The organism is Microbulbifer variabilis (assembly GCF_052467165.1).
In genome coordinates this window covers 2,948,283-2,965,250 of record NZ_CP174301.1, presented here as the reverse complement: position 1 = coordinate 2,965,250, position 16,968 = coordinate 2,948,283, and the positions used below count along the sequence as shown (strand labels likewise).

13 protein-coding genes and 1 tRNA gene are annotated in these 16,968 nt (G+C 50.5%); 11 read left to right on the top strand and 3 right to left on the bottom strand.

What is annotated here, in order from left to right:
• The first annotated feature begins 9 nt into the window (after positions 1-9).
• From fadA to ACJJIP_RS13020, 8 genes are all read left to right on the top strand, one after another.
• On the top strand, positions 10-1,185 hold the full coding sequence (fadA, locus tag ACJJIP_RS13055; RefSeq protein WP_282951050.1) for an acetyl-CoA C-acyltransferase FadA: 1,176 nt from the start codon (positions 10-12) through the stop codon (positions 1,183-1,185).
• Between the two features lie 182 nt (positions 1,186-1,367).
• A tRNA-Leu gene (locus ACJJIP_RS13050) sits at positions 1,368-1,452 on the top strand.
• A 190-nt stretch (positions 1,453-1,642) separates the two neighbouring features.
• The gene (gene tig / locus ACJJIP_RS13045; RefSeq protein WP_020414822.1) at positions 1,643-2,956 is read left to right on the top strand and encodes a trigger factor; all 1,314 of its coding nucleotides are present in this window, start codon (positions 1,643-1,645) and stop codon (positions 2,954-2,956) included.
• A 185-nt stretch (positions 2,957-3,141) separates the two neighbouring features.
• Positions 3,142-3,783, top strand: coding sequence for an ATP-dependent Clp endopeptidase proteolytic subunit ClpP (clpP, locus tag ACJJIP_RS13040; protein WP_020414823.1), 642 nt, complete (start codon positions 3,142-3,144; stop codon positions 3,781-3,783).
• A 163-nt stretch (positions 3,784-3,946) separates the two neighbouring features.
• Positions 3,947-5,233: an ATP-dependent Clp protease ATP-binding subunit ClpX gene (gene clpX, locus ACJJIP_RS13035; RefSeq protein ID WP_020414824.1), complete on the top strand. Its 1,287-nt coding sequence runs from the start codon at positions 3,947-3,949 to the stop codon at positions 5,231-5,233.
• A 275-nt stretch (positions 5,234-5,508) separates the two neighbouring features.
• A complete protein-coding gene (gene lon / locus ACJJIP_RS13030; RefSeq protein ID WP_020414825.1) occupies positions 5,509-7,914 on the top strand; it encodes an endopeptidase La in 2,406 nt (801 codons plus the stop codon).
• A 253-nt stretch (positions 7,915-8,167) separates the two neighbouring features.
• On the top strand, positions 8,168-8,440 hold the full coding sequence (gene hbs / locus ACJJIP_RS13025; protein WP_010132873.1) for a non-specific DNA-binding protein Hbs: 273 nt from the start codon (positions 8,168-8,170) through the stop codon (positions 8,438-8,440).
• Positions 8,441-8,564: 124 nt separating this feature from the next.
• On the top strand, positions 8,565-10,448 hold the full coding sequence (locus ACJJIP_RS13020; protein ID WP_444945307.1) for a SurA N-terminal domain-containing protein: 1,884 nt from the start codon (positions 8,565-8,567) through the stop codon (positions 10,446-10,448).
• Positions 10,449-10,551: 103 nt separating this feature from the next.
• Here ACJJIP_RS13020 and ACJJIP_RS13015 read toward each other — a convergent pair whose 3' ends face one another.
• Together ACJJIP_RS13015 and gloB are read right to left on the bottom strand one after the other, a co-directional pair.
• Positions 10,552-12,111: a LysM peptidoglycan-binding domain-containing protein gene (locus tag ACJJIP_RS13015; RefSeq protein ID WP_444945306.1), complete on the bottom strand. Its 1,560-nt coding sequence runs from the start codon at positions 12,109-12,111 to the stop codon at positions 10,552-10,554.
• A 196-nt stretch (positions 12,112-12,307) separates the two neighbouring features.
• Positions 12,308-13,162 carry a hydroxyacylglutathione hydrolase gene (gene gloB, locus ACJJIP_RS13010; RefSeq protein WP_444945305.1) on the bottom strand — a complete coding sequence of 285 codons (855 nt, stop codon included), beginning with the start codon at positions 13,160-13,162 and terminating at the stop codon, positions 12,308-12,310.
• Positions 13,163-13,302: 140 nt separating this feature from the next.
• Between gloB and ACJJIP_RS13005 the strand changes: the two genes are divergently transcribed.
• The 3 genes from ACJJIP_RS13005 to dnaQ are packed head-to-tail and all read left to right on the top strand — an operon-like array spanning position 13,303 to position 15,322.
• Positions 13,303-14,091, top strand: a complete 789-nt coding sequence (locus ACJJIP_RS13005; RefSeq protein WP_444901866.1) for a methyltransferase domain-containing protein — start codon at positions 13,303-13,305, stop codon at positions 14,089-14,091.
• Positions 14,092-14,142: 51 nt separating this feature from the next.
• Positions 14,143-14,580 (top strand): ribonuclease HI, encoded by a 438-nt coding sequence (gene rnhA / locus ACJJIP_RS13000; protein ID WP_020414830.1) that lies wholly within the window; start codon positions 14,143-14,145, stop codon positions 14,578-14,580.
• A 13-nt stretch (positions 14,581-14,593) separates the two neighbouring features.
• Complete coding sequence (gene dnaQ / locus ACJJIP_RS12995; RefSeq protein WP_353375095.1) at positions 14,594-15,322, top strand: DNA polymerase III subunit epsilon; 729 nt, start codon at positions 14,594-14,596, stop codon at positions 15,320-15,322.
• Between the two features lie 80 nt (positions 15,323-15,402).
• On the opposite strand, the gene nhaB is transcribed toward dnaQ, so the two are convergent.
• Positions 15,403-16,938, bottom strand: coding sequence for a sodium/proton antiporter NhaB (gene nhaB, locus ACJJIP_RS12990; RefSeq protein WP_353375465.1), 1,536 nt, complete (start codon positions 16,936-16,938; stop codon positions 15,403-15,405).
• Positions 16,939-16,968 lie beyond the last annotated feature (30 nt).

Genomic DNA, 16,968 nt, shown 5'->3' with positions numbered 1-16,968 from the left:
AGAATAGCGATGAGTTTAAATCCTAGAGATGCCGTAATCGTCGACTACGCGCGTACGGCCATGGGTCGCTCGAAGAATGGTGTATATCGCCATGTTCGCGCCGATGACATGTCCGCTGAGCTGCTGAAAAAATTCCTGCAGCGCAACGACAAGCTCGATCCCGCTGAGATCGATGACCTGATCTGGGGCTGCGTTATGCAGCGCGATGAGCAGGGCTTTAACGTAGCTCGCTTTATTCTGTTGCGTGCCGGTCTGCCACACACCATTCCGGCGCAAACCGTCAACCGTCTGTGTGGCTCCTCAATGTCTTCCCTGCACACTGCCGCTGCCAACATTCAGGCTGGCGTTGGCGATGTGTACGTTGTGGGCGGTGTTGAGCACATGGGCCACTTGAATATGATGGAGCATGTCAGTCCCAACCCAATGCTGGGCCGATATATGGCAAAAGCTGCAGGCTCTATGGGTATGACTGCTGAATACCTGGCGATGATGCATGGTATCCAGCGTCAGCAGATGGATGAGTTCGGTGCTCGTTCCCACCACCGCGCTGCTGAAGCTACTAGGGCCGGGAAATTCAATCGCGAGATTATTGCCATTGAAGGCCACGACGACGACGGCGTACCTTTTCTGGTTGAAACGGATCAAACTATCCGCCCCGATACTACCGTGGAAGGCCTGTCTCAGCTGAAGCCGGCTTTCGACCCGAAGCATGGCCAAGTGACCGCCGGAACCTCCTCCCAGATCACCGATGGAGCTTCTGTGATGCTGGTAATGTCTGCTGAGCGCGCTCAGGCTCTGGGTATGACCCCTATAGCCCGCGTGAAGGAAATGGCTCTGGCTGGTGTCGATCCATCCATCATGGGTTATGGCCCCGTGCCTTCCACCAAGAAGGCGCTCAAGAAGGCTGGCTTGACAATCGGCGATATCGACAAGGTCGAGCTGAATGAAGCGTTTGCGGCCCAGGCACTGCCGGTGCTGAAAGACCTGGATCTGCTTGAGCAGATGGATGAGAAGGTCAACCTGTATGGTGGCGCTATCGCTTTGGGGCATCCCTTCGGCTGCTCAGGTGTGCGGATCACCGGTACCCTGTTGAGCGTTATGCAAAACGAAGGCGGTAACCTGGGCGTGTCCACCATGTGTATCGGCCTGGGGCAGGGTATTACCACTGTCGTGGAGCGAGTCTGATCTAATTGGATCCCGAAAAAAGGCGCCTTTGAGGCGCCTTTTTTTATTTTGTGAGGAAAGTGTTCAGTAAAGTGTTGAAGCCCTCAAAATGCTGTGGCACAATCTGCACCCCTTGTCGCGATGGGCTCTTGTTTTGAGCTGAAACTCTTTACTTTTCAAAGAGTTAGCGGCGGAAAAGTTCTGGGGACGTGGTGAAATTGGTAGACACGCCAGATTTAGGTTCTGGTGCCGAAAGGTGTGGGAGTTCGAGTCTCCCCGTCCCCACCAAATTAAGAACTCTGGAGTCCGCATGACTTGCCCTGGAGGGGTGAGTGCGGGCTCCTTGTATTTGGTGTTGGCCGGAAATTGCTGTGCAATTTTGACGGCTATGCCCTAAGAGGCGGTTGGCTAAGTCCCGGCGGCCCGGTATTCGTTGGCGCTGCGGCGCGATAAAAGAGATAGTCTCACGAGGATAAACATGCAGGTTTCCATCGAAACTACTTCCGGTCTGGAGCGTCGTTTAACGGTTAATTTGCCGGCGGAAATCGTCGATAAAGAAGTGGACAAGCGTCTCCAGCAGGCCGCCAAGACTGTTCGCGTAAATGGTTTCCGTAAAGGCAAGGTACCTTTGAAGGTGGTGCGTCAGCGTTTTGGTGCTGGTGTTCGACAGGAAGTGCTTGGCGAGGTGATGAGTCGTTCCTTCTATGATGCTGTTCAAAAAGAAGAGCTGAAGCCGGCCGGCCAGCCCAGTATTGAAGCCAAGCAGACTGCAGCTGGTGAAAATCTGGAATATGTTGCCACTTTTGAAGTATATCCTGAAGTTGAGCTCTCTAACCTGGCGGAAATCAGCGTTGAACGCCCAATTGCCGACGTAACTGATGCCGATGTAAACAACATGATTGATGTGCTGCGTAAGCAGCAGTCTTCCTGGAAGGACACTAAGCGCAAAGCACAAAAAGGTGATCGTGTTGTTATCAACTTCCTCGGTCGTAAAGACGGAGAAGAGTTTGAAGGTGGTAAAGCGGAAGGTCATCAGCTGGTTCTCGGTTCAGGCCAGATGATCCCTGGCTTTGAAGAGGGTATTCTCGGCATGAAGCCAGGTGAGGAAACAGACCTGGACCTGACTTTCCCTGAGGACTATCAGGCTGAAGATCTGCGCGGTGCTGCAGTAACCTTCAATATCAAAGTAACTTCCTCCGAAAAGCCTGAATTGCCCGAGTTGAATGAAGAATTCTTCAAAGCCTATGGTGTTCAAGAGGGCGGTGAAGAAAAATTCCGTGAGGAAGTGCGCAACAATATGCAGCGCGAACTCAAAAATGCGGCGTTAAATAAAGTTAAAACCCAAGTGATGGATCAGTTGTGTGAAAAGCACCAGGTCGAGCTGCCATCAACATTGGTTGCGAATGAGGTTCGCACTCTGCGCGGTCAAATGGTTCAGCAATTCGGAGGTCAGATCAAAGCCGAAGACGCTGAGCGCATGCTGCCGGACACAATGTTTGAAGAGCAGGCAAAGCGTCGTGTAGTACTGGGTTTGGTTGTTGGCGAGATTGTTAAGCAGAACAGCCTGTCTGTAGATGCAGATCGTGTAAAAGCGAAGGTTGAAGAGTTGGCGTCCACTTACCAGCAGCCAGAAGAGGTAGTTGAATACTACTATAACAATCGCGAGTTGCTGTCTGGTGTTGAGTCAGTAGTTCTAGAAGATCAAGTTGTAGACTTTGTACTGGATGCTGCGAAGGTTGAAGAGGTACAAAGCTCCTACGACGACGTAATCAAGCCGCAGAAGCAGGGTTAATAATCTGCTTTCTCAAGGATGCAATGGCTCTCGGCTTTGCCGGGCGTCATTGCATCTCCTTCCTTTTTACCGGCTGGCTTTATCCGCCCTGACCGGTTAAGCTCTGAAGACGAATTTCTCAGCACAGGCAAATCTGCCTATCTGCTGGCCTGCCGAAAACGCCACAAAAGGAAGCAATGGTACCTATGGCACGAATTGATTTTCCCCAAGCCTCGATCGAACCTTCAGCAAGCGGACTGGTGCCGATGGTGGTGGAGCAAACTGCCCGGGGTGAGCGTTCATTTGATATTTATTCCCGTCTGCTTAAGGAGCGGGTTATTTTCCTGGTTGGACCGGTTGAAGACCATATGGCCAATCTGGTGGTTGCTCAGTTGCTATTTCTTGAAGCTGAGAACCCCGATAAAGATATCCACCTATATATCAACTCCCCTGGAGGGTCTGTTACTGCAGGGATGTCTATCTACGACACCATGCAGTTCATCAAGCCTGATGTAAGCACCATGTGTATTGGCCAGGCTTGCAGTATGGGCGCTTTCCTGCTTACTGCGGGTGCTCCGGGTAAGCGTTTTGCTACGCCCAATTCCCGGGTGATGATTCATCAGCCCAGTGGCGGGGCTCAGGGGCAGGCTAGTGATATACATATCCACGCCCAGGAAATCCTGAAGATTCGCCATCGCCTCAATGAATTGATGGCGCATCATTCCGGCCGCCCGGTCAGTGATATTGAGCGCGATACTGAGCGAGATCACTTCTTGAGCGCTGATGAGGCCAAGGAATATGGCTTAGTGGATGATGTCCTATCCCGTCGCCAAGCACTGGAAAAATAGTATTTCAACAAAAAAAATTTGCTAGTGGCGTTTTCCTATATTTGTTAATAATTTTGAGCAGACTTCCTAGTTGAGGGGCTTGAAAAATACGCCAAAAAACAGCATCTTGCTGTAATAGCTAAATTTGAAGGCCCTGGCCGGCCAGTGACCACGGAGTATTTTGATGACCGACAAAAGCAGCGGAGAAGACAGCGGCAAATTGCTGTACTGCTCTTTCTGTGGCAAAAGCCAGCAGGAAGTGCGGAAGTTAATCGCTGGGCCGTCAGTCTTTATCTGCGATGAATGTGTCGAACTGTGTACAGACATTATTCGCGAAGAGGTCCAAGAGAGTGCGGAGGGCCCGGAGGGACGCTTGCCCACGCCGCGCGAGATCACTGAGATCCTTGATCAGTACGTTATTGGCCAGGAGCGGGCCAAGCGTGTACTGGCAGTGGCTGTATATAACCACTACAAACGCCTACGCAGCAAAGCTGGTGTAAAGAGCAAGGATGAAGTTGAGCTAAGTAAGTCCAACATCTTGTTGGTTGGGCCGACTGGTAGCGGTAAGACATTGCTTGCGGAAACCCTTGCTCGCCTGCTCAACGTACCTTTCACGATTGCAGATGCTACTACTCTCACTGAAGCTGGTTATGTTGGTGAGGATGTAGAAAACATTATTCAGAAGCTGTTACAGAAATGTGACTACGATGTGGAGAAGGCTCAGCAGGGCATTGTTTACATCGATGAGATCGACAAGATTTCTCGCAAGTCAGATAATCCCTCTATCACCCGTGATGTTTCTGGTGAGGGTGTTCAGCAAGCACTTCTGAAACTGATTGAAGGAACTGTGGCCTCAGTGCCCCCTCAGGGAGGCCGTAAGCACCCTCAGCAAGAATTCTTGCAAGTGGACACCTCTAATATCCTGTTTATTTGCGGTGGAGCATTTGCCGGCCTTGATAAAGTAATTCGCGATCGCTCCGAAAAGGGTGGAATTGGCTTCAGTGCTGAAGTGAAGTCCAAGGACGGAACCAGTAATTTCGGTGAGATTCTCAGAGATCTCGAACCCGAGGATCTAGTGCGTTACGGTCTCATTCCCGAATTTGTTGGGCGGCTTCCGGTAACCGCGACTCTTGAGGAATTGGATCGTGAGGCCCTGGTCCAGATCCTGACAGAGCCTCGCAATGCACTGACCAAGCAGTACGGCAAACTGTTTGAGATGGAGGATGTGGAACTGGATTTCCGCCCAGATGCCCTGGATGCTGTAGCTACCAAGGCAATGGAGCGTAAAACCGGTGCTCGTGGACTGCGTTCTATTATGGAATCTGTCCTTTTGGAGACTATGTACGATATCCCCTCCACTGACAACGTAGCTAAAGTAGTTATCGATGAGGCTGTAATCAAGGGTGAGTCGGCCCCGCTACTCGTCTATGAAAGTGAGACCCAGCCCCAGAAAGCAGCTCCTGAAGAGTGACGCCTCGTACTTAAAAAAGCCCCAATTCGGGGCTTTTTTTATAACCTCAACTTCTTAAAAAGAAGCTCCTTTTACCATTTGAGGCCCCAATACCGAGGCGGCTTATTGGTATTCAGTTGAGTTCGGCACAAATTGGTCGCCAGATTAGACTTGTATTCCGGGCTCTCCCCCCCCATCTCTAGCAACTGAAGGGCGGTGGCCCAAATTGAGCTGTCATTTACTACAGCAGCATGATGCCGCGCCAAATACCCAGTGATAGGGCCGAGAGGAGTTCTATGGATCAGTCATCCGACACCAAACTTGAATATCCGTTGTTGCCATTGCGCGATGTTGTTGTTTACCCCCATATGGTTATCCCGCTATTTGTTGGCAGGGAAAAGTCCATAGAGGCTCTGGAAGAGGCCATGCGCAGGGATAAGCAAGTGTTACTCGTAGCCCAGAAAAAAGCATCGGAAGATGACCCTGGCGCTGAGGACATCTATCGCGTGGGCACCATAGCTAGCGTTTTACAGCTGCTCAAACTTCCCGACGGTACGGTCAAAGTGCTAGTGGAAGGGGGGGAGAGAGTAAATATTCTCGATGTAATGGAGAGGGATAACCACTTCGAGGCGACAGTAGAGCCTATGGAGACGTTTGAGTTGCCTGAGGCCGAGGCTGATGCTCTGGTGCGCTCGGTGATGACTCAATTTGAACAGTATGTCTCTGTGAGCAAGAAGGTACCCAACGAGGTCATCACCTCTCTGTCTGGGATCGATGAGCCAGGGCGCCTTGCAGATACCATTTCTGCCCATATGTCCCTTGAGCTAGCACAGAAGCAAGAGCTTCTTGAAACCTCCAGCGTTAAAGAGCGCTTGGAGCATCTGCTTGGCCTGATGGATTCAGAGATCGACCTGATCCAGGTAGAGAAGCGCATTCGTGGCCGCGTGAAAAAGCAGATGGAGAAAAGCCAGCGTGAGTACTATCTGAATGAGCAGATGAAGGCGATTCAAAAGGAGCTGGGCGAAATTACTGAAGAGCCCAATGAAATTGAAGAGCTGGAAAACAAAATTGCCGATTCCGGTATGAGTGCAGAGGCTGAGAAGAAAACCCGCGCTGAACTTGCCAAGTTGAAGATGATGTCTCCGATGTCGGCAGAAGCGTCGGTCCTGCGCAGCTATATCGATTGGATGTTAAGTCTGCCCTGGAAAAAAGCGAGCAGGGTAAGGCATGACCTTAAGAAGGCTGAAGAGATACTCGAAAAAGAGCATTACGGTCTGGAGGAGGTCAAGGAACGTATACTTGAATACTTGGCGGTACAGAAGCGCGTAAAAAAAGTGAAGGGTCCGATCCTCTGCTTGGTTGGGCCTCCAGGGGTTGGTAAGACCTCACTTGGGCAATCTATAGCTCGCGCTACCAATCGACAGTATGTGCGAATGGCCCTTGGCGGCGTGCGCGATGAAGCGGAAATTCGTGGGCATCGCCGAACCTACATCGGCTCACTGCCAGGGAAGTTGATTCAAAAAATTTCCAAAGTCGGTGTAAAGAACCCGCTGTTTCTGCTCGATGAGGTCGACAAAATGGGCATGGATCAGCGCGGAGATCCGGCCTCAGCACTGCTCGAGGTTCTGGATCCGGAGCAGAACAAGACCTTTAACGACCATTACCTCGAGGTAGATTATGACCTGTCAGATGTAATGTTCGTATGTACTTCCAACTCCATGAATATTCCCGGTCCATTACTGGATCGCATGGAGGTTATCCGTATTCCCGGTTATACCGAGGATGAAAAACTCAATATTGCCCAGCGCTACCTTGTACCAAAGCAGCGTAAGGCTAACGGCTTGAAAGACGATGAGTTGGATCTGTCCGATGAGGCAATACGGGATATCGTTCGCTATTACACTCGTGAAGCTGGTGTACGTGGGTTGGATCGCGAAATTGCCAAAATCTGCCGGAAGGTCGTGACCGAGCATGTACGCAACCCATCGGAGAAAACGGCTGTGGTCAAATCTGACCAGCTGGAAGAGTTGCTGGGTGTGCGTAAATTTGACTTCGGCCGTGCCGAAGAGGAGAACAAAATCGGTATCGTTACCGGCCTTGCCTGGACGGAGGTCGGCGGTGAATTGTTAAATATCGAAGCTTCTGCGGTTCCAGGTAAGGGTCGTATGATCAAGACCGGATCTCTCGGTGATGTAATGCAGGAGTCTATCCAGGCTGCCCTGACAGTGGTGCGCTCGCGATCGCAAGCCCTCGGAATAGGGCCCGACTTCCACGAGACACGGGATATTCACATTCATGTGCCAGAGGGTGCTACACCGAAAGATGGCCCCTCTGCGGGTATTGCGATGTGCACGGCTTTGGTTTCAGTACTCACCAATATTCCTGTGCGCTCGGATGTGGCGATGACTGGTGAAATCACTTTGCGTGGAGAAGTTTTACGAATTGGTGGTCTCAAGGAAAAGTTATTGGCAGCACATCGAGGCGGTATAAAAACTGTACTGATACCTGCGGATAATGAGCGTGACCTGAAAGATATTCCCGACAATATCCTTCAGGACCTGGTGGTGAAACCGGTCAAGTGGATCGACCAGGTGTTGGAGTTGGCACTTGAGCACAAACCCGAGTCCCTTTCGGATGAGGAATATTCTGCCTTGCAAAAGCAGGCGGAAGAGCGCTCGCAAAGATCGATCCAAACTCATTAACCTGTTACGGGGTGACTGTTGTCACCCCGTAACAATTGCAAGACCAAAACATAACCACTCTGTTGATTTTTGATGCTCGGGTTTCGTTCAACTGTCCGGAAACCCGCATGGTTCCTTGACCCGTTACCGGGCAGTTGGTATAAAACGAGGCTTATTGCCCGGCGCCAAAATTGCCGGTGGTTAAAAAGTTACTAATAGTGATACCTGGCCTGAGGGTGTCCTGAACATATTTAAAAGAACAGAGGGATTAAGCGTGAATAAGTCCGAACTGATTGAAGCAATTGCCGCGTCTGCAGATATTCCAAAAGCAGCAGCTGGCCGTGCTTTGGACGCAATGGTTGATAGCATTACTGATGCGCTTAAAAAAGGCGATCAGGTTGCCTTGGTAGGCTTTGGTACTTTTGCAGTGAAAGAGCGCGCAGCCCGTACTGGCCGCAATCCTCGCACTGGCGACCCCATCGAAATCGCCGCAGCGAAAATCCCTAACTTCAAGGCCGGTAAAGCCCTGAAAGACGCCGTAAACTAAGTTTTTCGGTGAACTTCGAGACCTTGTAAAAGATTCGAAGCTATAAAGAGGCGTGTCAGGTTGGATACGCCTTTTTTGTATCTGGTAACAGTTAAATAATTAGAGTCAAAATTCGGAGCTGAGCATGCTTCAGTCCATGCGCGATAACCTGAAAGGGACGGCAGCGATTATTGTCGCAGCTTTCTTTGGGTTCATTATGGTCATTGGGGGAATCGACTTTTTCTCAGGGGCCAGTGGTGGTGCCGCCGATGCGGTTGCCGAGGTAAATGGTGAAAAAATCACCAATCTGGATTTGCAGCGAGCGATTCAAAATCGTCGCAGTATGATCATGAGTCAATATGGGGAAAATGTCCCAGCAGACCTGATCAGCGACGAGCAGTTACGTGAACCTGTATTGCGCCAATTAATTTCAAGCTCAGTCATGCGCCAAGCTGCTTTGGAGAGCGGTATGGTTATGAGTACTGCGGCTGTTAATAAAGCCATTACCGATATTCCAGCTTTTCAGGTAAATGGCACCTTTGATCCTCAATTATATCGCGATGCTTTGCGTCGTATGGGCTATAGCACAGCCAATTTCCCTCAAATTGTCGAAAGTGATCTGGCGCTGCAGCAATATGCAGACAGCGTTACCGAAAGCGCTTTTACTACGCAAGCTGATGCCGAGCAGGTAGTGGCGGCATCAATGGAAGAGCGTGATTTCAACTATGTAGTAATGCCGGTACAGGAGCTTCTGGCCACCACTGAAGTTGGTGATGCAGAAGTCGAGCAGTTCTACCAGGAAAATCAGAGCCAATACCAGCGACCTGAGCAAGTGGCAGTTGAGTATATAGAGCTTACTCCCGCGTTGTTTGCAGCCAATATCGATATTTCAGAAGAGGATGTTCGCTCGCAGTACGACCAAGAGATTGCCAGTTTTGGCGCTGACCTTCGTCGTCGCGCAGCTCATATCCTTTTGGAGGACGCAGACCAAGCGAAGCTGGAGGAGATCCAGACCAAGCTGGATGCAGGTGAAGACTTCGCCGAACTGGCCAAAGCTTATTCAGAAGATATTGGTTCACGGGAAGAGGGTGGAGACCTCGGCTTTACTGCCGGTGATGTTTTCCCTCAGGCTTTTGAGGAGGCACTGGCAAGCTTGGAGGTTGGTCAGGTGTCTGCTCCGGTTACCACTGATAGCGGAACACACTTTATTAAGTTGCTGGAAGTTGAGGAGAGTGAGCCTCCAACTTTTGAGGAGCGTAAGGGTGCTATCGAGACCCAGTTACGTGCAGCCGCAGCAGAGAGTGAATTCGTTGATGCCCTGAGCCGTTTGGCAGACCTTGCTTATAATGCCGATAACCTGGCAGGTCCCGCCGAGGAGCTGGGAGTGCCTCTAAAAACCAGTGGCCTCTTCTCTCGAGAAAGTGGCGCTGGGGTCTTGGCTAATGGGCAGGTAGTGGAAGCTGCTTTCTCCCCTGAAGTGATGGAAGATGGTAACACTTCAGATGTGCTCAATCTTAATAACGAGCACTCCGTGGTATTACGCGTAACGGAGTCCAAGCAGGCTGGAACCTATCCGCTAGAGGAAGTCCGCGAGCAAATTGTTGAGCGTCTCAAGCGTGACAAAGCGAGCGAGCAGCTTGCTGTTCGTGCCGAAGCCCTGAAAGAAAAGCTCGCTGCAGGTGAAGATTTTGCCAAATTGGCAGAGGAGCAAGGCTTAACCTTAGAGGTCAGCGACAAAACACGTCGCGGTGGCTTTGGGGAGCGCGGAGAAATCAATACCAAGGCATTCTCCTTGGCTGCCCCGGCCACCGGCTCTGAGGAATTGTCAGTGTTTGCTACGAGCAGCGGTGATCAAGTTGTTCTGGCATTACGCGGTGTGCGGGAAGGCAATTTATCCCAGCAAAGTAAAGAGCAGCGCCAGGCGCTAATGCAGCAATTAGCCTCAGTAAATGGAGGTGCGGAACTGGCAGCTATTCAGCGTTACTTATCTGATCAGGCAAATGTCGAGCTGGCGCCAGAGAGCCAGTAACTTTGCTCAATTAGAAAAATAAAAAACCCGGCAGATGCCGGGCTTTTTATTTACAGCCTCTTTTATTTAGTTGCGATAGCAGGCGGGCGAAAGGTCAGAAAACTCAACTGTTGCTTGCGCTGTCCACAAACAGAGTGAGGCGCTGGCCTGGCTGTAAGTACTTGGATTTGGTGATTTTATTCCAGCGTAAAATATCGTCGATCTCAATACTGAACTTGTTAGCGATTCGGTAAAGAGAGTCACCGCTACGGACTTTATAGGAAACCTTGCGTGTCGTACGGTTGTTGCTAGCAGGTGTACTCCCATCATAGGCAACCAATGTCCGGCCAGGGCGTAGGGTGTCACCGGGCGCCATGCTATTCCAGCTGGCCAATTGTTTGACGCTTACGTTCATTTTCCGAGCTATAGCCCAAAGACTGTCGCCAGGTCTTACTGTATAGCTGCTCTTCTGCCCTTGGCCGGAGGATTGACGGCGTTTTACACGCTGGTCCAGAGCATACGCATACTGTCCGGCAGGGCCAGAGGCACTGGGAATCAGCAGGGTTTTACCAGCCCGGATATTGTTATTGCGCAGTTTGTTAGTCTCGCGAATGGCACTGACCGTTGTCTGGTAGCGCCTCGCAATCGTCGAAAGTGTATCCCCGCGATTAATGGTATAGCGTTGCCAGGTTACTCGCTGGTCTTCAGGCAGCTCTTTGAGCGCGGCTTCGAACACATCCTGGTTTTCAATGGGTATCAATAATTGATGGTTTCCGTTGGGGTCTGTAGCCCAGCGGTTATAGCCTGGGTTAAGTAGGTAGAGCTCATCAACTTCAATTTCAGCCAGCTCAGCGGCCTGCGCCATATCTATCTGGCTGCCGACATCAACCCGGGCGTAGTAAGGCTCATTAGCGATATCATGGAGAGGCACTTTGTAATAGTCTGGACGTGAAACCACCTCTGCCAGTGCTAGCAGTTGTGGTACATATCGCTTCGTTTCCCTAGGCAATTTCAGGTCCCAGAAGCTGGTACCAAGCCCTTTGCGACGATTGCGCTCTACTGCTCTACGAACGGTGCCCTCGCCAGCATTGTAGGCTGCCAGGGCCAGTTCCCAGTCGCTGTCAAACCGCTCCATCAGGTAATTGAAGTACTTAACCGCTGCGCGGGTTGATTCATGGACGTCACGACGGCCGTCGTACCACCAGTTTTGTTGCAAACCAAAGGAGCGGCCAGTGGAAGGGATAAACTGCCACATGCCGGAGGCGCGTGCATGAGAGTAAGCGAAGGGATCGTATGCGCTCTCAACAATTGGCAACAGGGCCAGTTCGAGAGGCAAGTTGGCCTCTTCGAGTTCTTCGACTACATGGAAGATATAACGGCGCGAGCGCTCGCTAACGCGCGCCATATAGCCTTCATTGCGGGAAAAATAGGCGATGTAATCCTGGACTTTTGAATTATCAACGCGATGATTGAGACGGAAACCTCTACGCAAACGTTCCCAGATGTCTGTAGGGGGCAGGGCTTCCTTTTCAGGTTCAGGGGTGGAGATAGTGGTGCTGCTCGCAATTTTTCTTTCAGGAGCTTCTGCAGCTTCACGCTCAGGTGATGAGCCCTTATTTGGCATCTGCGAGCATGCCCCAACCGTGGCCGCTAACAGCGCCACGGCAAAATTCTTATGAACCATGATTGGTATCCGCGAATATTTCTTTTAATTCCTCGCTCAGCTTACGCCTAGGCGTTTATTTTTTGCTAACACTGAGCATTAGATCATAGTCATATGATTCTAAATAGTAGGAATAGTTTCGGTCAACGCGACTGAATAAAATATAGACAGTTTATTCAAGTTTGATTGCTACAGGATTTTAGCTGAGGGCACTTTGTCAAAAGTGGTCTTTTAAGTCTCTCAGGCTCGAAAATACCTCAACTTCACTCAGGCTTTCAGGGTTATTGCGGCCTAAGTGTCGCGCGCCACTTTGCTTAACCTCTGGAATATCACAGCGTAGAAATGGATTGGTTTCCCTCTCCCGAATGATATTGGATGGCAGCGTAGGTTTGCCTGAAGTTCTGAGTAGCTGGCATTCTTGCAAGCGCTGGGTTACTGCTGGGTTGTCTGGTTCAACAGATTTGGCAAAGTTCAGGTTACCCAAAGTGTACTCGTGAGCGCAGTAGATTTGTGTTACCGGCGGTAGGGTGCAAAGCCGCTGTAGGGATTGATACATCTGTTCAGGGCTGCCCTCAAACAATCGCCCGCAGCCCGCGGCAAAAAGGGTGTCGCCGCAGAAGAGATGAGTTTGCAGAGCTCCGTTTTTGCCTTGCCCCTCAAGGATCAGAGCGAGATGGTCGAGGGTGTGGCCCGGAATGCTCCAAACCCGCAGGGAAGTGCCAAGTATCTGGAGGCTGTCTCCCTCAGTAATCGTATTTGTCACACCTTTTACTGCTTTGGGTCCGTAAACAGGGCAGTGATAGTGCTTTCTCAGTTCAGCTATTCCTCCAGTGTGATCGAAATGGTGGTGGGTGATCAAAATGCCATCCAGAGAGTCGCCTTTAAGTGCCTGGATAACTGGAGCAGCTTCCCCTGGATCGACAACCCAGTGCTCGTCGCCTTTGTTGAGGTGCCAGATATAGTTGTCTCTAAGTGCGGGAATAGGTGTTATTGAGAGCATATTGATCCTGCCTGCCATCTGGGGCTGGAAACGATACCATGTAATCAGAGTGGTAGTGTGCTGAAAGCACATTTAGTGGCCTGATTTACCTTTTAAATCCATAGCAAATAACGCTACCTTATCTTGTTAAACTGCTGTTGGGTTTCGGGGTGAACCTCTGTATCGGGTGGTTTTGAGGCCAGGATATTGCTGGCTTTTAATTAGGAGATTGAATGACTGATAAGTTCAGGTCGCGGAACGACTCGGAGCTGCCGTCACTGGTAAAAGCCTGCCCGGCTCTGTCACACTGGTTTTCCAGTAGTTTGGGTCAGGAAATACTGTCCCAGCAGCTGGCGCTATCGCAACCCTTGATTGAGGGCTTCTTTGGTTACCATCTGATGCAGGTCGGAGTAACAGACGCTGTGGATTTTGCGGACTCCAGTCGTATTAATCATCGATTCCGCCTCGCTGCCTGTCCGGAGCAGAAGGGAGCTGCGCTGGTAGAGTTGGAGCATCTGCCTCTACCATCTGAATCTATAGATGTCGTTCTATTGCACCATCTGCTGGACTTCTCAGCGCACCCCCACCAGATACTCAGAGAAGCTGCGCGAGTGTTGATACCAGGTGGTCATATGTTGTTGATAGGGTTTAATCCTTTCTCTCTTCTCGGTTTGTCACGGATGCTTTTTTCTCGCGGTGCATACCAAAAGGGCAACCAAATGCGCGCTGCCCGTGTGGCAGACTGGATGAATCTCCTGGATTTACAGGCAGATAAAGTGCACCGGGGGTTCTTTCGGTTACCATTACAGCAGCGGGAGTTGCTAGCTAAAACGGCTTGGATGGAGCGCCTGGGATCCCGCTGGCGCTTGCCTTGGGGGGGCTTTTACATCATAGTCGCGCGCAAAGAGGTGGCGCGAGTACGCACCATAAAAATTAACTGGCGTACCCAGCGAAAACCCGCCTTGGTGGCCACACCTACGAGCCCCCGTGTTGCGGCGCGGGGTAAGCATCAGAAGCGCTGATCCTGCGGAGCGGTTTCGCACATCGGCTACTTTCCTAATTTGGCGTCAATTTTGAAACAAATAACTATTTATACCGATGGTGCCTGCCGTGGTAATCCAGGCCCTGGTGGCTGGGGAGCCTTGCTGGTTTATGGCGATTTGGAAAAAGAGCTATGTGGTGGCGAGTCTCACACCACCAACAATCGCATGGAGCTAATGGCGGCAATTCAGGCCCTGGAAGCGCTTAAACAGCCATGCCTGGTTGACTTGCATACGGACTCTCAGTACTTGCGCCAGGGTATTACCGGCTGGATCAATAATTGGAAGAAAAACGGATGGAAAACCGCCAACAAAAAGCCAGTTAAGAATGCTGATCTTTGGCGTCAGCTGGATGAGAGTGTTGCTCGTCACCAAGTGCAGTGGCATTGGGTAAAAGGGCATGCTGGCCACCCGGGCAATGAACGGGCGGATCAGTTAGCTAACCGTGGTATTGATGAGCTGGAGTCCTGAGGGAGAGTAGAAAATGCGTCAAGTTGTCCTCGATACGGAAACTACCGGCCTGGATCCCAAAAGTGGCCACCGGATCATTGAAATTGGCTGCGTGGAACTGATTAACCGCAAGCTGACCGGGCGCCATTACCATCAGTACATTAATCCGCAGCGGCAAGTGGAAGATGGCGCTATAGAAGTTCATGGTATTACCAATGAATTCCTTGCCGATAAACCGGTCTTTGCGCAAATCGCGGATGAGTTTATGCACTTTTGTGAGGGGGCTGAGTTGGTTATTCACAACGCTCCCTTTGATGTTGGCTTTATTAATGCTGAGTTGAGGCTGCTCGGCAATCCCCGCTGGAAAAATGTGGCAGCCCACAGCACTGTCCTGGATACTCTGGCTTTGGCGCGGGAAAAGCACCCTGGCCAGAAGAACAACCTGGACGCTCTGTGCAAGCGCTATTTTGTCGATAACTCCCAGCGAGACCTGCATGGCGCTTTGCTGGATGCGGAGATTCTCGCTGACGTCTACTTGATGATGACCGGCGGCCAGACTGACTTAATACTGGCTCAGGGTGGCGATGGGCACAATCAAGAGGATGGGGATAAAGGGCAGAATGAAGACACTTCATCGGTAATCCGTAGGCTCTCAACTGATCGTGAGCCCCTGCTTGTAGTTCAGGCAGATAGAGGGGAATTAGAAGCTCACCAATCCATGTTGGCATTACTGGAGAAATCCTCAGGCAAGCATTTTTGGTAATAAAAAAGCCCGCATAGCGGGCTTTTTTATTGTGCGATAGAAGTGAAGTAGCTGTTAGGATTTAGTGTTTTTGAATCTCATTAAATTGCGTAAACAACGCAAACCAGCGCAACAGCAGTGAGCACGATAGTGTATGGCAAAGCCATGATTACCATACGCCCGTAGGATAAACGGATTAACGGAGCCAGGGCTGAGGTGAGCAGGAATAAGAAGGCTGCCTGTCCATTCGGTGTGGCAACACTCGGAAGGTTGGTTCCTGTATTAATTGCAATGGCCAACTTGTCAAAGTGTTCACGGGTGATGTCGCCCGCAGTTAGGGCAGTCTTAACTTCATTAATATACACCGTGGCTACGAAAACATTATCACTGATCATGGACAGTATGCCGTTGGCCAAAAACAGTAAACCCGGTTGTTGTTCAGGCTTTTGTGATAGTACGAAGTGGGTAACCGGTTCAAACAGATGCTGTTGGTGAATCACCGCAACAATGGCAAAAAATACCACCAATAGAGCCGTAAAAGGCAGGGCTTCTTCAAAGGCGTGTCCAATTCGGGCCTCCTGAACAATACCATTGAAGGACGTCAAAAGCACAATGATCATCAAGCCGATAATACCCACTTCGGCAACATGAAAGGCCAATGCGAATACAAGCAGCAGAGCAACAATGCCCTGTACCCAGAGTTCAGCCACCTGTGCAGAGGTACGCTTCTTTTCTTCTTCTCTCGAATAGTTCAACAATACTTCACGCACTGCTATAGGAAGCTGGGCACCGTAGCCTAAGATTTTAGTTTTTTCCAAGAATACACAGGTGATAAGCCCAGCAAATAGGGTGGGGACAGTGACCGGCGCCATTTGCAGGAAGAATTGAAGAAACTCCCAGCCGGCTTTTTCGGCAATCAGTAGGTTTTGTGGCTCACCCACTAAAGTACAGACGCCTCCCAATGCAGTACCTACGGCACCATGCATGATAAGGCTGCGCAGGTAGGCCCGGAATTGGTCCAGGTCCTCCCGGTGGTACTCCACTACGTGTTCGTCATTCGAGTGATCATGGTCATGGTGGTGGTGGGGTTGCTGGGAGGCGACCCGGTGATAAACAGAGTAAAAGCCTACAGCTACCGCGATTAGTACAGCAGTAACTGTAAGTGCGTCTAGGAATGCTGAAAGTACTGCAGCTACTGCACAAAACAGTAGCGAGAGCATACTCTTTGAGTTCACGTGAATTAGGATCTTGGTAAACACAAAGAGTAAGAGACTCTTCATAAAGTAGATCCCGGCGACCATAAACATCAGCAGCAGGATAACTTCAATATTCTCGACTACTTCATGATAGACCGCATCTGTGCTGGTCATTCCCATAAGGACGGCCTCAATAGCGAGCAATCCTCCGGGTTGAAGTGGGTAGCACTTTAGTGCCATTGCCAGAGTAAAAATGAATTCAGCAATCAGTACCCACCCGGTAATAAAAGGGCCGCTGACATAAAGTATTACTGGGTTTAATAGAAGAAAGGCAGCTATTGTGAGTTTGTACCAATCCGGGGCTTCGCCGAGAAAATTATCCGCAAAGGCCCGGCCAAAACCGCTACCGGAAGCCGTCAGTGCATTGTTGTAAGTGTTCATCATTTACTTCCCTGGGTAACCCAGTGTTTG

Bases quoted from the DNA above. Each gene is read 5' to 3' on its own strand.
- dnaQ (WP_353375095.1), top strand. From the start codon at position 14,594: ATGCGTCAAGTTGTCCTCGATACGGAAACTACCGGCCTGGATCCCAAA.
- gloB (WP_444945305.1), bottom strand. From the start codon at position 13,162: ATGTGCTTTCAGCACACTACCACTCTGATTACATGGTATCGTTTCCAG.
- nhaB (WP_353375465.1), bottom strand. From the start codon at position 16,938: ATGAACACTTACAACAATGCACTGACGGCTTCCGGTAGCGGTTTTGGC.
- ACJJIP_RS13020 (WP_444945307.1), top strand. From the start codon at position 8,565: ATGCTTCAGTCCATGCGCGATAACCTGAAAGGGACGGCAGCGATTATT.
- ACJJIP_RS13005 (WP_444901866.1), top strand. From the start codon at position 13,303: ATGACTGATAAGTTCAGGTCGCGGAACGACTCGGAGCTGCCGTCACTG.
- lon (WP_020414825.1), top strand. From the start codon at position 5,509: ATGGATCAGTCATCCGACACCAAACTTGAATATCCGTTGTTGCCATTG.
- ACJJIP_RS13015 (WP_444945306.1), bottom strand. From the start codon at position 12,111: ATGGTTCATAAGAATTTTGCCGTGGCGCTGTTAGCGGCCACGGTTGGG.
- fadA (WP_282951050.1), top strand. From the start codon at position 10: ATGAGTTTAAATCCTAGAGATGCCGTAATCGTCGACTACGCGCGTACG.
- clpP (WP_020414823.1), top strand. From the start codon at position 3,142: ATGGCACGAATTGATTTTCCCCAAGCCTCGATCGAACCTTCAGCAAGC.
- tig (WP_020414822.1), top strand. From the start codon at position 1,643: ATGCAGGTTTCCATCGAAACTACTTCCGGTCTGGAGCGTCGTTTAACG.
- clpX (WP_020414824.1), top strand. From the start codon at position 3,947: ATGACCGACAAAAGCAGCGGAGAAGACAGCGGCAAATTGCTGTACTGC.